The sequence below is a fragment of the Roseibium sp. QJM3NY_11 genome, from assembly GCF_056173175.1.
Map to the genome: position 1 here is coordinate 99,800 of NZ_CM149660.1, position 16,839 is coordinate 116,638.

A 16,839-nucleotide genomic window follows, 5' to 3' on the forward strand; every position below is an offset into this window, starting at 1 on the left:
ACAGGACCAAGGGAGGTTTCATGACGGACCAGACTGCGGATGTCGTGATCGTCGGCGGAGCCGTGATGGGATCTTCCGTCGCCTGCCACCTGGCCATGAGCCCCGATTTCAACGGACGCGTCGTCGTCGCCGAGGCGGATCCGTCCTATGGGGTCTGCGCCTCCGCCCGCTCCGCCGCCTCGATCCGGCAACAGTTTTCCTGCGCGGTCAATATCGACATCTCGCTGTACGGGATCCGTTTCCTCAGGGAAATCGGCGTCCGGCTCGCGGTCAACGGCGACAGGCCCGAAATCGACCTTCACGAGGGCGGCTATCTGTTCCTGGCAACGCCCGACAAGTTGGACATCCTCACGTCAAACCACCGTCTGCAGCAGGACCTGGGCGCCGATATCCGCTTTCTCGATGCCACTTGCCTGAAAACGCGGTTTCCCTGGCTGGAAACATCCGATCTCGCGGCCGGCTGCCACGGGCTGTCCGGTGAAGGCTGGTTCGACGGGTACGGTCTGATGCAGGCCTTTCGCAAGAAGGCCCGCTCTCTCGATGTCGATTATGTTTCCGCCGGCGCCACAGTGAGCGGCGACGGCAGCGGCGGCTGGCTTGTGCACCTGTCCACGGGCGAAACGGTGTCCACGCCCGTCGTCGTCAATTGCGCCGGAGCGTCAGGCGGCACCCGGCTCTGCCGCCAGGCAGGACTGGACGTGCCGGTCGTCTCCAAAAAGCGCTGTGTCTTCACCTTCGACTGCAAGGCACCGCTCGAGCGGTTTCCGCTGCTGGTCGATCCGTCGGGCACCTATGTCCGCCCGGAAGGCAGCGGCTATATCTGCGGATCGGCGCCCGCGGCGGATGCGGATCCGGAGTGCACCGATTTCGACGTCGATCATGGACTGTTCGAGGAGCATATCTGGCCGACACTGGCGGCCCGCGTACCCGCGTTCGAAACGATCAGGCCGGGGGCGGCCTGGGCCGGCAGCTATGACATGAACCTGTTCGACCACAACGCCTTCGTGGGCGCCGTACCCGGTCTCGACGGATTTTTTCTCGCGCTCGGCTTTTCAGGCCACGGCCTGCAGCAGGCGCCGGCGGTCGGACGCGGCCTGGCCGAACTGATCACGACGGGATCCTACAGGACGCTCGACCTGTCGCCGCTGGCGATCGACCGGCTGGCGGACAACAGACCGATCGTGGAGATCAACGTCGTGTGAAGCGCCCGGCGGCCGCTTCAATTCCCTTCGCCGTCCCCTGTGCCGGCATTATTCGGCCACAAGCACCAACGTCACCGGCTTGTCCTCGACCTGGGCGGTCGTGGCCCTGCCCACTCTGGGAAGCGCTGGAGGATCGACCGGGTTGACCTCGGGGCTGCCGGTCTCTTGCACATCGGCGGCAGGTTCGGTTGCGGCGGCTTGCCGGGCGGGCATCGCGGCCCAGTCGAGAAGGCGGGACACGGTGTCCGTCACGATAGCGCGGAGCCGACCGGTCCGCGTCTTGTCCGGCTCGAAGGGCGGCGATTCATGACGCAGGTAGGACCGCTGCGCGAGCAGCAGCGTCATCACATGCAGGCCCTGCTCCGGCCGGCCGAAGGTGCTGGTGATGAACCCGCCCTGCGTCTGTTCGTCGACACTGACCGTAAAACCCTCCTGCCCGCTGAAGGACCCGACCAGCAGATCCCGCAGGTCCGGGTCGCAGGAGACGCCACCGCCGGTGCCGATGCTGACCAGCGGCAGGCCCTTGTCCGTGACACCCTTGATGTGGGAGCGCATCGACTGGCAGTCGAGTACGATGACCTTGCCGTGGCGGCGCAACAGCCTGTCGATCTGGGCGCGCAAGGCCTTGTGAAACGGCGCGTAAAACAGCAGCGTGCGCTGCTCGGCCTCCGTCGGCCCGGGCTCCTCGCCCTCCTGATAGATGCGCTTGCCGTCGAGCGTGGTTGTCGGGCAGAGCGCGCGCGCGGGATCTGTAGCCGGCGCGGTGTGATCCGTGTCCACGTCGATGACATAGCGGGATATCGAGGATCGCAGAACCGTCACGTCGAGGTCGTCATGCAGATCGAAAATGCGCTCCAGCCGCCAGCCCAGATCCACCTGCAGCCGACCCGTTGCATTGAGACGTTTCTCGATAGCATCGGGGATCGCCGTGCCGCTGTGAGGCAGACAGAGAATGAGGGGACTTTGACCTTCTTCAACAAGGATCATGCTGTAGCGCCCGGAGCACTTCCAAAAATCACGAAACGGATTCCAGCTTGGATAATTTACTTAGCGGAAACAAGACATTTTCTTTACAATTCCAAGATATCGAACCCGACATCGACAAGAAAATACTCAGAAAACGCCTTGCCTTCCGGCGAATTGCCGGACAGGAACGTCCAGCCTGACCAGGCAAGGCCGTGGTGTCTCACGCGCACAATGTATGCGCAAGCCCCCATTTCAACGGGTCCACCACTTCCGGGCGCGGTCCCTTCAGGCCCCATTTCATTGCTGCCTCCACCGCCAGCTTCAATGGCTCCCCGGGGCCGTCTTCCACTTGACGAATGCCCGCTGCCGGGCAACCTTGCAGGACATACATTCTGCTCCCGCCACCGATCCGCCATCACCGCCAAGATCCGAATTTTCAATACGAGGACCCGCCATGACGCTCCGCAATGGCAAGGAATTCCTGATGATCCCCGGCCCCACCAACGTGCCGGAAGAAGTTCTGAGAGCCATGCACCGGCCCGCCGTGGATATTTACGAAGGGCCGCTGCTGGCGACTACCGACTTTTGCCTGTCCAGCCTGAAACGTCTGTTCCGGACAGAAGGCAGGACCTATATCTACGCCGCCAATGGCCATGGCGCCTGGGACGCGGCCTTGTGCAACACCCTGAAGCGCGGCGACAAGGTTCTGGCGCTGGAATCCGGCCGTTTCGCGCTTGGGTGGGGCGAGGCCGCGAACATCGCCGGCCTCGACGTGGAAATCCTTCCGGGAAGCTGGGACCGGGGCGTCGATCCGGCGCGTCTGGAAGAGCGGCTCCGGCAGGACACCGGTCACGAGATCGCGGCGATCCTGGTGGTGCAGGTGGACACGGCGTCGGGCGTCTGGAACGACATCGCGGCCCTGCGCAAGGCGATCGACGCCGCACAACATCCCGCGCTTTTCATGGTCGACACCATCGCCTCGCTCGGCTGCATGCCGTTCGAAATGGACGCCTGGGGTGTCGATGTCGCCCTGACCGGGTCGCAAAAGGGACTGATGTGTCCGCCGGGACTGTCCTTCGTCGCCGCCGGTCCCAAGGCCGACAAGGCGCATGAGAGCGCGACCTTGAGGACCAATTACACCGACTGGACCTTTCGTCAGGGCTCCGAGCACTATCAGAAATATTGCGGCACACCGCCGGAGCATCTGCTCTACGCTTTCCAAAAGGCGCTGGAGATGCTGTTCGAGGAAGGTCTGGAACAGGTGTGGCACCGCCATGCGCTTCTCGCCGAAGCCACCCGGCACGCCGTTGCCGTATGGGCCGAAGCGGGCGCGATCGATTTCAACATCGCCGATCCGCACGCCCGCTCCAACTCCGTCACCGTGCTGCGCTTCAACGAGGGCGATGCGGCGGCGCTGCGCGCCTTCACCAGGGAGATCTGCGGTGTCACAATCGGCGGCACCATCGGCGATCTCGCCGGCAAGGGCATCCGGATCGCCCACATGGGCCACGTCAACGCGGTGATGCTGCTGGGAACCCTGTCGGCGATCGAACTGGGCTTCAAGAAGCTGGACATTCCGCACGGAAACGGAGGCGTTCAGGCGGCGATGGAGTATCTGGCGGAGGCGCTGTGAGGTTGACGAGAATCCTGGCTATGCGTCTGAACTTTTCAGCTTACTGCGCATACTTGCAGTACCACCCGGTCCCAGCAAGGCCGCCGTTGGCGCCGGGACGGTAAAAATTCTTAACATGACCGAGTTGCCGCAGATCACGTTCCAGTAATTTCTCAGCAAGTTGCCGTTGAGAACGATGCTCTCCTCTTCTTTCGACACCCACAGCTCGGGCGCGATACCGAGTTTGCCGCACACCCCGTATTCAAGTGGCAGTTCTATGACCCTCCAGCCATTTCCTGTTCAACGTGGTCTCTGCCACTATCGACATTCCTCAGTTTCCATCTTGGAATGAGACTATCATGCCTCTAAGTTTTTCCGATAGACCGATTACGCGTCGGTGGGTAGGTGGTCTGAAGGAAACCTCTCTCTAAAAAAGGAAGAGCATTGTTGAAATACACTGAATAGTTGAAAAACTTGGAATTTTTTCGATAATGCTTCGGCAAAAAGGAGCCGAATCAGTGCCAACAAAGGCTATCGTTGACAAGAGCGCATTCAACCCTGACGCCAAGTTACCGTTTGAACTTCGTATCTCAGACTTCGAAGTCGCGATGCAGGACGTTTACGATTTCTTCGAAGACGTAAACGTCCTTTTGTCAGGAAAGGGGCTTCGCAGGCTCGACGACATGATGCGCCCGGCCGCCCTCTCCGGCATGATATCGGACATGATTACTGCGTCGCTAGCAAAGTTCTCTAGGTCGCTGGTAGAGAATAGACATTTCAATGGCCATCCCGACCTAATCCTGAGAGGGAAATATCCAAACGATGCAATAGCATCAGGAACTTTAGGGATTGAGATTAAGAGCACTAGAAAAGCAGGCGGCGCAGTCGATACGCATGGAGCGCGACACCAATGGATGTGCGTTTTTGTGTATGAGGTTGACAACACGACGGAACCGGCGTCCGATCGTCAACCGATGCGATTCACCGAGGTATATTTGGGTGAAGTACAGGAAGATGATTTTCGCAATAATGCCCGCTCCACCCTTGGCACAAGAACCGCTACCTTACACAAGGATGGTATTGCCAAGCTGAGAGCACATTGGATTTACAAGGTCGATTCCGCCAGATCTAAACAGAAAGCAGCTAAGAAACGCAGGAGGAAAGAGTAATTTCCTAAGTTTACTTATCGTCCTTGACGGTCAGTGCAGCGAGTTTGGGAATGGCTTCTGTTGCCAAGCCGAAGAACGAGGTGTCTAATTCAATTCCAATGCTCGAATAACCCACTGCGTTGCATGCGGCCATCGTTGAGCCAGCTCCCATAAACGGGTCAAGCACGACCCCTTTGCCGAGAGGCAAGACTGCCCTAGCGATCTGTCGCATAAAATGTTGCGGTTTCAACGAGGGGTGCGGTGCAATTCGCTTTTCTACCGTCGGCGTTGGGTGTGAGCGAATTAGGTCACCGAATGGCCTATCTTGAGATGGACGACGGAAGCCGCCTGTTCCCCACTTGCGCAGGTTGTCCTGTACCCGTCCTTCCAATAGAGTGCGAAGGACAATCCACGGCTCCCATTGGCTGCGAGGCATAACCGACACCTCATCGAACTCATGGTGAGCGTTCTTTGGCCGATCTCCACCACGCATCGTCATCACCTGACGCGCGACGTACCCTCGGAGTTCCAATCCTGCTTCGACCATTGCGGAGCTAACGATATGGGTAAGTAACGGATTCGATGCAATGACAACGTTTGCGCCCGGAACGGCGACACGGTTGAGAAGGACGCCTAGCCTCTTGAAAAAGTAGTAGAGTTCGCGCCGATCTTCGTCTGTGAGAACGGTGAAACGAGGCAATGGCGCACGCTGATGCCCATCAAATGAGGGCGGCACCCGCCAAATGCCTCCCTTGCCTTGTCGAAGCTTCGTCTTTTCTTTGTCGGTATATTCAACAAGTCCGTAGGGCGGATCTGTTACCACGGCATGGACGGATTGTGCAGGTTGCTGGGACAGCCATTGGAAACAATCAGCGTGATAGAGCTTAGCCTGCCCAACCGTTACAGACCGAGAATTAGACGGAACTTTCGCGAGCACTTGAGCGTTCGCGAGGCGATAGCGGCCTCTTGCGGTCCGTTCAAATGTTGCCGGGCAATTTAGTCTTAGATAGGAACGAACAGAAGAAGGGGGAACGTCTTGACCAACCCGCGCACAAACCGCGCGCGTGATTTCATCTGTTGATGCCTCCCCTCCTAGGCCGCTCAAAAAGCCTACGATAGAATCCCGAATTAACCCAACAGCAAGAGACATGATTCACCCTTTGTTCTGGATCAATCTGCACTATTTGACGTCTAGACGTCAAATATTTTTTTACCTCGATGCTCCAAGAGTAAGAATAGTAAGTCGCCTGCCTACAGACCGCGCGTCACGGAGGCGCTGGCAATACAGTTGCAGTTGTAGGGAGAAACGCAATCTACACCGAGTGCACAGGCAGTCAGACTGAATTCCGGGCTGGAAGCACGTATCTCCGGCTGGCTAACCGCCAGTTCAACCTTGTCCAGCAAGCAGCGCCGCAGCAAAGCGTCCGCCGCCGCTTCATTGTCAGCTGTAATATCGTGCCAGATACCGCGAATGTCCTGCTCCGCGCGCAGACTTGAAATGTATCTAGCCACGGGACCCGGCTTCGGCTTTCAGTTCCGCTAGAAGGGTGTCGGCGTCGACCGACCGGCTTTCTCCGCTGGCCATGCCTTCGTCACAGGCGCATTTCAAGTTTGCGATTTCGAGCCTCCGCAGTTGCTCACGTTGCTCCCAAAGGCGCAAGGCATACCGGACCACCTCGCTGTTTGAGGTATAGGAACCCGATTTCACCGCCTCTCGCAGTTACGTCAGCTGGTGCGAAGAAAGCGACACGGTCAGTGTCTTCATCGGTTTTGTCTTCGTTCCGGAAATATGACACTTCTAACAATTTCTCACAAAAACTATGAGCCCCCCTCCCCCTCACAGCCGCTCCTCAAGCTTCTCGCAAATCGTCTTCAGCACCTTGATGCGCGCGTGTTTCTTGTTTTCGGCGGAGACGAGCGTCCAGGGGGCGTAGCGGGTGGAGGTGCGGTCGACCATGTCGCCGGCGGCGATGGCGTATTGATCCCATTTCAGGCGGTTGCGCCAGTCGTCGTCGGTGATCTTGTGCTGCTTGTAGGCCGTGTCCTCGCGGGCCTTGAACCGGCGCAGCTGTTCCTCCTCGGAGATCGCCAGCCAGAATTTGCAGACGATGTAGCCGAAGTTGGTGAGTTCCTGCTCAAACTCGTTGATCTCGTTGTAGGCCCTCAGCCAGTCGTCGTGACCGGCATAGCCCTCGACCCGTTCCACCAGAACCCGTTCGTACCAGGACCGGTCGAAAATCGCGAAGTGCCCCTTGCGCGGCACCCGGCGCCAGAAGCGCCACAGATAGGGCCGGGCCTTTTCCTCGTCGCTCGGCGCGGAAATCGGATGGACCTTGTAGATGCGCGGATCGAGCGGACGGATCACCCGCCGGATGGCGCCGCCCTTGCCGGCCGCGTCGTTGCCCTGAAACAGCAGAACGACGCCGGTCTTCGACATCGCCTTGCGGTCCGACAGATCGGACAACTGCTGCTGATACCTGTCACGCTGCTCCTCGTAGTCGGCCTTGTCCAGCTTCTCCGAGAGGTCGATCATGTCGACAGCGGTTTCGCGTTTCAGGCCGCCGATGACCGGCGGAGCGGCAACCGATCTCGGTTCGCCGTCCTTCAGTTTCAGCTTCATGGCGTTCGCCACCGTCTGGGCCAGCGCGGCGTCGCGGTATTCCGGGTCCTGGGACGGGATCACGAACCAGGGGGCGTGCCCCTTGCTGGTTTCCAGGATGATCTTCTCGCCGGTCTCGCTCGCCTTCTTGTGATGCTTGAGCGCCGCCCAGTCCGCCAGAACGTGGCGGGCGGCGTTTTTCTTCTCGATCTTTTTCAGCCGTTCCTTCTGGACCTGCTTGGGCAGGAAGAACCAGAACTTGAGAATCAGCACATCCTCGTTGGCCAGCATTTCCTCGAACCGCAGGATACGCGCGAGTTCCCTCTCGAAGGCGTCCTCGTCGATCTTGTTGTAGATCCGGTCCCTGAGAATTCTCTGGTACCAGCTCCCGAACACGATCGCGGTCTCGCCCTTGGGCGGCAGGTCGCGCCAGTAGCGCCACAGCGGCGGGCGCAGGCGGGCCTCGTCCATCGGATCGCCATAGGCATTGCAGACCAGGTGGCGCGCGTCCATCCAGCCGTAGAGCCGGGCGACCGCTTCGCCCTTGCCCGCGCCGTCGAGGCCGTCCACGAGGATCACGGTCGAAAACGGCTGCTTCTCGATGACCGGCAGCTGCGCGCCAAGCAAGGCCTCGCGAAGCTCAGGTTCAAGCTTCTTGAAGGTTTTCTTGGTCATCTTCTGCGGCAGGCGGGCGGATTCGAACACGAAGATCTCCTGTAAAAGACGCGCTGAATGCATCCTGACCCAGGCGCGCTTAAAAAACCATCTCTCGAACGGCATCGCGCTAATCCGGGAGAACCGGATTTTTCGCTGTTGGATGGAAGAGCGCGCGCCTATATGAAACGATACCCGAATCAGACCGCAGGGCCGCGACCCGGCCAGTGTTCCTTGTTCAACGCATTCGAGACCGAACCCGACCGACATCCGTGACCGAATTTCTAGATCCCGTTCTGACCTTCATCGCGGACAACCCGTCGCTCGCGGGCCTGATCTGTTTTCTTGCCGCCATGGGCGAGGCGCTCTTTCTTGTCGGCCTTTTTGTCCCGAGCACGGTCGTGCTCGTCGGCGCGGGAACGCTGGTCGGTCTCGGCAAGCTCGATGTGGTGCCGATCTTCATCTGGACGACGCTCGGCGCGACCGCCGGCGATGCCATTTCCTACTGGGTCGGCTACACGTTCAAGGACAAGCTCAAGAACATGTGGCCGCTCAAACGGTATGCCCACATGGTGGAAAGCGGCGAAGCCTTCTTCAAGCGCCACGGCGGCAAGAGCGTTTTCATCGGCAGGTTCGTGCCGGGCGTCAAATCGGTCGTCCCGGGCATCGCCGGCATGGCGGGCATGAATTTCACACGTTTTTCGGTGGTCAATGTCACCTCGGCCATCGCCTGGACCATCGCCCATATGGGACCGGGGATCATCGCCGGGTCGGCGCTCGGCGCCATCGGCCAGATCAGCGGCCGGCTGGCACTGGTTCTGGGCGCCCTGCTCCTGGTCATCTTCCTGATCGTGATGCTGGGCCGCTGGCTGATCCTGATCATCCTGCCGCTGTTTCCCAACGCCCACGCGGCCATCGTCAAGGGCTTCGCCAGACGCCAGGGCCGGATTTCGCAGTTGATCGCGCGCAATTTCGATCCGGCGCACCCGCGGTCCAGCGGCATGCTCGCCTCCGCGCTGCTGCTGCTGATCACCATGCCGAGCTTCTTCTGGCTCATGGGCGAAGTTGCCCCGGGCGAAACGATGGTGCGGGCGGATCTGGCCATCCTCAACCTGTTCGACAGCCTGCGCACGCCGGCCGGCGACCGGATCATGGTGTTCGTGACCTCGCTCGGCGACGGGATCGTGGTCACCGCCGTGACCCTTGTCGTCGGGGCCTATCTGTTCGCGCGCAAGGCCTGGCGGCGCGCCACCGGTTTCATCATCGCCATGGCGGGCACGGCGCTGTTCGTGCCGCTGTTCAAGCTGCTGTTGCACCGCTCACGTCCGCTGGAGCTTTATTCTGACGCGCATGCCTACAGTTTCCCGAGCGGCCACGCGACGCTGAACGCGGTGCTGTTCGGCATCTGCGCAGTGCTCATCGTCCACGACCTCAGCCGGTGGGCCAAGGCCAGTGTCTTCACCGTCACGGCGGCCTATGTGATCACGATCGGATTTTCCCGCATCTATCTGGGGGCCCACTGGATGTCGGACGTGCTGGCCGGTCTTCTGTTCGGCACGGCCATGGTCTCGGCTTTCGCCTTCGTGTTCGGCCCGATCCACAACGAGAAAGTCGGCCGAAGGACATTGGCCGCCATTGTCGTCGTAACGCTTGCCGTCTTCGGCGGCTGGCATCTGTCCGGCACCTATGACAAGGCACTGCAGACCTACGAGCCACGTTCGGACAAGGAAGTGCTCACCGGCTCCGGCTGGCTGAACGGCGCCTGGCAGGCACTGCCGGCCCGGAGGATCGAATTGAACGGCGACCGGGAAGAACCGCTGGTGGTCCAGTACAGCGGCTCACTCGACGGGTTTGCCGGCACCGCCGAAAAGGCCGGCTGGCAACGGCCGCCGAAATGGTCGCTGTCCACCGCGGGCGGCTTTGTCGAGGGCAAGACACCGCCCGACTCGCTGCCGATCCTGCCGCGCAGCCAGAACGGCCGCCAGCCGGACCTGGTCCTGATCCGCAAGGACGAGGCAGGCGGGCGCTGGGTGCTCAGGCTCTGGCCGAGCCGCTACCAGATCCTGGATACCGGCAGGTTGCGGGCGCTCTATCTCGGCAGTGTCGTCCATGAGGACATCCTCAGGCCGATGGGCGAATTTTCCGGTCCGCGCACGGACCTTCAGGTTCCCCACCTGGAGGACAACCCGGCCCTGCTGCTGCCGGGTGCCGTCGTGCGCGAAAGAGCGGACGGAACACGTGTGGTTCTGGCGCACGGGTCACGGTCAGCGGTCCCGATGGCGGAAGCGGACAAGCCAAGGTCCCGGGCGCAGAGAAAACATCAGCAATGACCTGAAGCCAGGCACGGCACGGCGAGGCCCGATGGCAATTCCTCCTGGAGCCGACCTTGTCGGCCTCGTCACCAGCCTCCCGTCACCAGCCTCCCGTCACCAGCCTTCCGTCGCCCGGATCAAATTGGCCGCAAATTACGTGAAGCCACCAGCTTGACCTTTTTTGCCAACCTGTCAGCTTGACGCCCGGGACAGGCCCCTTGAAAGTCCGGTCATATATTCATATATTCGAATATATAATAATTGAGAGCGCAGCATGACCGAATTCACACCCCTACTCAGTTTCCTCGGAGGCACGCTGATCGGCCTGGCGACAGTCGCCCTGATGGCCGTTCACGGACGCATCGCCGGCATCAACGGCATCGTCAGCGGCTTCCTGACAACCCAGTTCAAGCAGGACTGGGCCTGGCGCGCCGCCTTTCTCGGCGGCATGATGGTCAGCCCGCTGGTCATGCTCGGACTGACAGGACAGCTTCCGGAAATCAGCGTTCCGTCCTCGCCGGCGCTTCTGCTGGTCGGCGGTTTTCTGACGGGCATCGGCACGACCTACGGCTCCGGCTGCACCAGCGGACACGGTGTCTGCGGCATGTCGCGGCTCTCGGCGCGCTCGATCGTCGCGACCCTGACCTTCATGGCAACCGCCGTCGTGACGGTGTTCCTCACCCGCCACGTGTTCGGAGGATAATGGTATGAGATTCCTGACAGCATTCGCCTTCGGCATCGTTTTCGGCTGCGGCATCCTGATCTCCGGCATGGGCAATCCGGCCAAGGTCCTGAATTTCTTCGACATCGCCGGAACCTGGGATCCGAGCCTTGCCTTCGTGATGGGCGGTGCCCTCCTCGTCACCGCCATCGGCTACCGCCTGGTGTTCCGGATGAACCAGCCGGTGCTGGCACAGGCTTTCACCCTGCCGACCAAGACGGACCTGGACCTGAAACTTGTCGGCGGGTCGGCAGTGTTCGGCATCGGCTGGGGCCTGAGCGGCTTCTGTCCCGGTGGCCTCATTCCGGTGATCGGCCTTGGAACGGACCCCCTGATCACGGCTTTTGCCATCGCCGCCGGCATCGTGACCGCCCGCTGGATGATGGCCCAGACCTATCGCGACACCCCGGCCAAGGCCTGAACAGACGGCCTTCGCCGGCAACATACATGGGAGATTCACATGAGCAGTTCGAATTACCCGGTCGACATGACCCTCGAGCCGGACGTCACCGCATTCTTCGATCCGGCAACCAACACCATCAGTTACGTGGTCAAGGATCCGGCCTCGCAGTCCTGCGCTGTTGTCGACAGTGTCATGGACATCGACTACGCGGCCGGGCGGATCACCTATGACCACGCGGACAAGATCATCGATTTCATCCGCTCCAACGATCTGGAGCTGGAATGGCTGATCGAGACCCATGTCCATGCCGACCACCTGTCGGCCGCGCCCTATATCCAGCGGGCACTCGGCGGCAAGCTGGGCATCGGCGACAAGATCACCGTGGTGCAGGACACATTCGGAAAGGTCTTCAACGAAGGCACCGAGTTTCAGCGCGACGGAAGCCAGTTCGACCAGCTTTTCCAGGACGGCGACACGTACCAGATCGGCGGCATGACGGCCTTCGCCATGTACACGCCGGGCCACACGCCGGCCTGCATGGTGCATGTCATCGGCAATGCCGCCTTTGTCGGCGATACGCTGTTCATGCCGGACGGCGGCTCGGCCCGGGCCGATTTCCCGGGCGGTGACGCGGCAACGCTGTACGACTCGATCCAGAAGGTGCTCTCCCTTCCGGACGACATGCGCCTGTTCATGTGCCACGACTACGGCCCCAATGGCCGGGACATCCAGTGGGAAACCACAGTCGGCGCGGAAAAGGAACACAACATCCATGTCGGTGGCGGCAAGACGAAGGAGGACTTCGTCAAGTTCCGGACCGAGCGCGATGCCCAGCTCGACATGCCCAAGCTGATCATTCCGTCGCTGCAGGTGAACATGCGCGCCGGGAAACTGCCGCCCGCCGATGACAGCGGCAAGACCTTCCTGAAGGTGCCGGTCAACGGCCTCTAGAAGACCGGAACGCAACCACCGGTCCGTCCGCCATCTCGGCGGACGGACCGCGGCCGGGTCCGGCCGGAACACATCAGCGCCGGCAAGCGGCGGGAGACAATCATGAAGGCAATCAACTCGCAGATCTCGGTGGCCCCGCAGATCCGTCCCGAAGATCTGGCGGACTATGCCCAGCAGGGCTTCCGGTCCGTGATCTGCAACCGCCCGGACGGTGAAGGTGCGGACCAGCCCGTGTTCGAGGAAATCGAGGCGGCAGCGAAACGTCTCGGGCTCGAGGTGCGCTATCTTCCCATCGTCGCGGGCAAGGTCCGCGACGCGGATGCCGACGCCTTCGGTGAGCTGATGGACACCCTGCCGAAGCCGGTGCTGGCCTATTGCCGGACCGGAACGCGGTCAGCCACGCTGTGGTCGCTCTCCCAGGCAGACAAGCAGCCCCTGTCCGACATTCTGGCGCAGTCCAGGGCCGCCGGATACGACATGAGCGGGGTCGTGCGCCGGATTGCCAACGGCGGGCGCACACCGACGGAAACAGCCGAAGATGCGCGTTTCGACGTGGTGATCGTAGGTGGCGGCGCGGCCGGCATCTCCGTGGCCTCCAGCCTGTTGTCACGCGACAGCGATCTCGACATCGCCATCATCGATCCGGCGGACGTCCATTATTACCAGCCGGGCTGGACCATGGTCGGTGGCGGCATCTTCGAGGCCGCCGACACGGCCAAGACCATGGGCTCGCTCATCCCCAGGGGCGTGCACTGGATCAGATCCGCCGTTGCCGCCTTCGAGCCGAAGGACAACGCGGTCATCCTGGACGGATGCCGGGTGGTCAAATACGACCGGCTCGTGGTCTGCCCCGGCCTGAAACTGGACTGGCACCGGGTCGAAGGGCTGGTCGACACGCTCGGCAAGAACGGTGTGACCTCCAACTACCGCTACGACCTGGCGCCCTATACCTGGGAACTGGTTCAGAACATGCGGGAAGGCAGGGCCCTGTTCACCCAGCCGCCGATGCCGATCAAATGTGCCGGCGCGCCGCAAAAGGCGATGTATCTTTCGGGGGATCACTGGTTCAGGAGCGGACGCCTGGACAAGATCGACATTCAGTTCATGAATGCCGGCGGTGTGCTGTTCGGCGTCAAGGATTACGTTCCCGCGCTGATGGAATACGTGAAGCGCTACGACGCCGATCTCAATTATTTCCACAATCTGGTTTCGATCGACGGACCGGCCAGAAAGGCCGTGTTCGAGGTCAAGGAGCCGGACAAGGACGTGCGCCGGGTCGAAACGGAATTCGACATGATCCACGTGACGCCGCCGCAGACCGCGCCGGATTTCATCCGGGTCTCGCCGCTGGCGGATGCCGCAGGCTGGGTCGATGTCGACCAGGCGACCCTGCGCCACGCGACTTACGACAATGTCTGGTCGCTCGGCGACGTGATGAACGCCCCGAACGCCAAGACCGCCGCCGCGGCGCGTAAACAGGCGCCCGTTGTCGCCGAGAATATCGTCTCCGACATTCGCGGACACAGCGCGACGGCGCAATATGACGGCTACGGCTCCTGCCCGCTCACGGTTGAGCGTGGCAAGATCGTTCTGGCGGAATTCGGCTATGGCGGAACGCTGTTGCCGAGCTTTCCGCGTTGGCTGGTGGACGGGACCAGGCCAACGCGGACTGCATGGCTGCTGAAGGAGCGGATCCTGCCGCCCGTTTACTGGCGCGCCATGCTGCGCGGCAAGGAGTGGCTGGCCAAGCCGGAAAAAGTCTCGGCGGCATAAGCACTTCCTGAAAAAGGGTGCCATCAGTACCTGAAACGCGAGCCGGACCCCCGGCTCGCGTTGTTCCAATCAGATCAAAAGGTCATGCAATGATCCGGCTGCAGCGCTACCTGCCCATTCTCGACTGGGGCAGAAGCTACGACAAGACAACCGCGACCAGCGATCTCGTCGCCGCGGTGATCGTCACAATCATGCTGATCCCGCAGTCGCTTGCGTATGCGCTGCTGGCCGGGCTGCCGCCCGAAGTCGGTCTTTATGCGTCGATCCTGCCGCTGGTGGCCTATGCCCTGTTCGGCACGAGCCGCGCGCTCGCAGTCGGTCCGGTCGCCGTGGTCTCGCTGATGACCGCCTCCGCCGTCGGCGAATTCGCCCGGCAGGGCACACCGGAATATCTCGGCGCGGCCATCGTGCTCGCCTTCCTGTCCGGACTGATGCTCGTCGCCATGGGGCTGTTCCGGCTCGGCTTTCTGGCCAATCTCCTCAGTCATCCGGTGATTTCCGGCTTCATCACGGCCTCTGGCCTGCTCATCGCCTCCAGCCAGCTGAAGCATATTCTCGGCGTGCCCGCCAATGGCCACACGCTTTATGAAATCCTGCTGTCCATCGCCACGCATCTGACCGAGATCAACTGGATCACCCTTGCGATCGGCACCGCAGCAACCGGCTTTCTCTTCTGGGTGCGCAAGGGTTTGAAAAAACGGTTGCTTGCCCTGGGTCTCAAGCCGTTCCTGGCCGATATCCTGACCAAGGCCGGCCCCGTTGCCGCCGTCGCGGTCACGACCGTGATTTCCGCTGCTTTCGATCTCGGCGAGAAGGGTGTGCGGATCGTCGGCGACATTCCCTCCGGCCTGCCGATGCCCCACCTGCCCGCCTTCGACAGCGACTTGTGGCTGGCCCTGGCCGGGCCCGCCCTGCTGATATCCGTGATCGGCTTCGTGGAATCGGTCTCCGTCGCGCAGACCCTGGCGGCCAAGAAACGCCAGCGCATCGAACCCGACCAGGAGCTGATCGGCCTAGGCGCCTCCAACATCGCCTCGGCTGTCTCCGGCGGCTATCCCGTGACCGGCGGCTTTGCCCGGTCCGTGGTCAACTTCGATGCGGGCGCGGCGACGCCGGCAGCCGGTGCCTTCACCGCCGTCGGCATCGCGCTGGCGACCCTGTTCCTGACACCGCTGCTGACCTTTCTGCCGCAGGCGACACTTGCGGCGACCATCATCGTGGCCGTGTTGTCGCTGGTCGATCTGGGCGCGATCAAGCGGACCTTCGCCTATTCCAAGAGCGACTTCACCGCCATGGCCGCGACCATCGTGATCACCCTGTTTTTCGGGGTCGAACCGGGCGTGGTCACCGGTGTTGCCCTTTCCATCGCGCTGTATCTCTACCGCAGCAGCCGGCCGCATATGGCGATCGTCGGCATCGTTCCGGGAACCGAGCATTTCCGCAATGTCGACCGGCACACGGCAGCGACGGGCGACAAGGTCCTGACGCTCCGCGTCGACGAAAGCCTGTTCTTCGCCAATTCCCGGTTTCTGGAAGACAAGGTCTATGCCCTGGTGGCGCAAAAACCGGAGATCGAGCATGTTGTGCTGATGTGTCCGGCGGTCAACGAAATCGACGCCAGCGCCCTGGAGAGCCTTGAGGAAATCAACCACCGCCTGTCCGATTCCGGGGTGAACTTTCACCTGTCCGAGGTCAAGGGACCGGTGATGGACCGGCTGAAGCGAACCGATTTCCTGGAGCATCTGACCGGACAGGTGTTTCTCAGCCAGTACGAAGCCCTGTGCACGCTCGACCCGCAGACGGCGCATATTTCCGAGAGCCGCACCCCAAAGAAAGCGGCTCAGTCCAACATCTGGTCGGGACCGGAGATCTAGGGTCCGCACTGTCGGTTCCGGCACGACGCCGGCAAAGCGCCGCGCTCCGCCGGTCACCGCGATTTCAAGCCGTCCCGGCTGAAACGGAGCGCCGGGATCACCTGCTGTGGGCAGACTGCAGGATCGGCACGATTTTCTCGCAGAACCGGAAGTGAACCGGTGGTTTTTCGCCCTCCTGAACCAGAAGCCCCTTGGAGCCGCGGGGCTGGACGGTGACCAGTTCGATGACCTCGGCGCCATCGGTCAACTGGCAGTTGATCGCCGCGCGCTGGGTGCGGATGCCGCTCTGCTCCGCGCCATAGACCTGACAGATCCGGCCCGGTGTCTCCAGCAGGCCCCGGTAGATGGCCAGCGCCGAGCCGGGTGGGCTTCGATCGATTTGCGGAGCCGGGCATTGCTCAAGATCGCGCACCCAGATCCCTTGCGCGAAATCCGCGAATCTCAGGTCGAGCGTTCTTCCCTGGAGCAGCGGCGCTGCCTTCGGAACCTGAAAGATCAGGTCCCCCTTGCCTGCAAGCGCCGGCCCGCCGGCGAGCACGAAGAGAGCTGCCAGCAAGGCCCGTCCCTTGAAACCGTTCAACCGCATTCTCCTTCCCGATTGACATGTCACTTTCCGGATTATGC

General features: G+C 61.6%; 15 protein-coding genes. 9 read left to right on the plus strand and 6 right to left on the minus strand.

What is annotated here, in order from left to right; all coding sequences use genetic code 11:
* Positions 1 to 20 precede the first annotated feature (20 nt).
* Positions 21 to 1,202 carry an NAD(P)/FAD-dependent oxidoreductase gene (locus AC0VX3_RS00425; RefSeq protein ID WP_475523074.1) on the plus strand — a complete coding sequence of 394 codons (1,182 nt, stop codon included), beginning with the start codon at positions 21 to 23 and terminating at the stop codon, positions 1,200 to 1,202.
* A 48-nt stretch (positions 1,203 to 1,250) separates the two neighbouring features.
* Here AC0VX3_RS00425 and AC0VX3_RS00430 read toward each other — a convergent pair whose 3' ends face one another.
* Positions 1,251 to 2,189, minus strand: a complete 939-nt coding sequence (locus AC0VX3_RS00430) for an N-formylglutamate amidohydrolase (RefSeq protein WP_475523075.1) — start codon at positions 2,187 to 2,189, stop codon at positions 1,251 to 1,253.
* 433 nt (positions 2,190 to 2,622) lie between these two features.
* Between AC0VX3_RS00430 and AC0VX3_RS00435 the strand changes: the two genes are divergently transcribed.
* The gene (locus AC0VX3_RS00435; RefSeq protein WP_475523076.1) at positions 2,623 to 3,801 is read left to right on the plus strand and encodes a pyridoxal-phosphate-dependent aminotransferase family protein; all 1,179 of its coding nucleotides are present in this window, start codon (positions 2,623 to 2,625) and stop codon (positions 3,799 to 3,801) included.
* Between the two features lie 497 nt (positions 3,802 to 4,298).
* Complete coding sequence (locus tag AC0VX3_RS00440) at positions 4,299 to 4,949, plus strand: hypothetical protein (protein ID WP_475523077.1); 651 nt, start codon at positions 4,299 to 4,301, stop codon at positions 4,947 to 4,949.
* Positions 4,950 to 4,959: 10 nt separating this feature from the next.
* Here the strand turns inward: AC0VX3_RS00440 and AC0VX3_RS00445 are convergent, their stop codons facing one another.
* The 4 genes from AC0VX3_RS00445 to pap form a co-directional block, all read right to left on the minus strand.
* Entirely contained in the window at positions 4,960 to 6,078 is a 1,119-nt protein-coding gene (locus AC0VX3_RS00445; protein WP_475523078.1) for a DNA-methyltransferase, read from the minus strand.
* A gap of 101 nt (positions 6,079 to 6,179) precedes the next feature.
* The gene (locus AC0VX3_RS00450; RefSeq protein WP_475523079.1) at positions 6,180 to 6,440 is read right to left on the minus strand and encodes a hypothetical protein; all 261 of its coding nucleotides are present in this window, start codon (positions 6,438 to 6,440) and stop codon (positions 6,180 to 6,182) included.
* On the minus strand, positions 6,433 to 6,636 hold the full coding sequence (locus AC0VX3_RS00455) for a ribbon-helix-helix domain-containing protein (protein ID WP_475523080.1): 204 nt from the start codon (positions 6,634 to 6,636) through the stop codon (positions 6,433 to 6,435). The genes AC0VX3_RS00450 and AC0VX3_RS00455 overlap by 8 nt, the downstream gene beginning before the upstream one ends.
* A 129-nt stretch (positions 6,637 to 6,765) precedes the next feature.
* Positions 6,766 to 8,232: a polyphosphate:AMP phosphotransferase gene (gene pap / locus AC0VX3_RS00460; RefSeq protein ID WP_475523081.1), complete on the minus strand. Its 1,467-nt coding sequence runs from the start codon at positions 8,230 to 8,232 to the stop codon at positions 6,766 to 6,768.
* A gap of 221 nt (positions 8,233 to 8,453) precedes the next feature.
* On the opposite strand from pap, the gene AC0VX3_RS00465 reads away from it, so the two are divergent.
* From AC0VX3_RS00465 to AC0VX3_RS00490, 6 genes are all read left to right on the plus strand, one after another.
* The gene (locus AC0VX3_RS00465; RefSeq protein ID WP_475523082.1) at positions 8,454 to 10,511 is read left to right on the plus strand and encodes a bifunctional DedA family/phosphatase PAP2 family protein; all 2,058 of its coding nucleotides are present in this window, start codon (positions 8,454 to 8,456) and stop codon (positions 10,509 to 10,511) included.
* Positions 10,512 to 10,767: 256 nt separating this feature from the next.
* Complete coding sequence (locus tag AC0VX3_RS00470; protein ID WP_475523083.1) at positions 10,768 to 11,196, plus strand: YeeE/YedE family protein; 429 nt, start codon at positions 10,768 to 10,770, stop codon at positions 11,194 to 11,196.
* A 4-nt stretch (positions 11,197 to 11,200) separates the two neighbouring features.
* Positions 11,201 to 11,635 (plus strand): DUF6691 family protein, encoded by a 435-nt coding sequence (locus tag AC0VX3_RS00475; RefSeq protein ID WP_475523084.1) that lies wholly within the window; start codon positions 11,201 to 11,203, stop codon positions 11,633 to 11,635.
* Positions 11,636 to 11,674: 39 nt separating this feature from the next.
* Positions 11,675 to 12,568 carry an MBL fold metallo-hydrolase gene (locus AC0VX3_RS00480; protein ID WP_475523085.1) on the plus strand — a complete coding sequence of 298 codons (894 nt, stop codon included), beginning with the start codon at positions 11,675 to 11,677 and terminating at the stop codon, positions 12,566 to 12,568.
* Between the two features lie 102 nt (positions 12,569 to 12,670).
* On the plus strand, positions 12,671 to 14,341 hold the full coding sequence (locus tag AC0VX3_RS00485; protein WP_475523086.1) for a bifunctional protein tyrosine phosphatase family protein/NAD(P)/FAD-dependent oxidoreductase: 1,671 nt from the start codon (positions 12,671 to 12,673) through the stop codon (positions 14,339 to 14,341).
* Between the two features lie 89 nt (positions 14,342 to 14,430).
* The gene (locus AC0VX3_RS00490; RefSeq protein WP_475523087.1) at positions 14,431 to 16,215 is read left to right on the plus strand and encodes a SulP family inorganic anion transporter; all 1,785 of its coding nucleotides are present in this window, start codon (positions 14,431 to 14,433) and stop codon (positions 16,213 to 16,215) included.
* Positions 16,216 to 16,312: 97 nt separating this feature from the next.
* Here AC0VX3_RS00490 and AC0VX3_RS00495 read toward each other — a convergent pair whose 3' ends face one another.
* Entirely contained in the window at positions 16,313 to 16,795 is a 483-nt protein-coding gene (locus tag AC0VX3_RS00495) for a hypothetical protein (RefSeq protein ID WP_475523088.1), read from the minus strand.
* Positions 16,796 to 16,839: the final 44 nt, after the last annotated feature.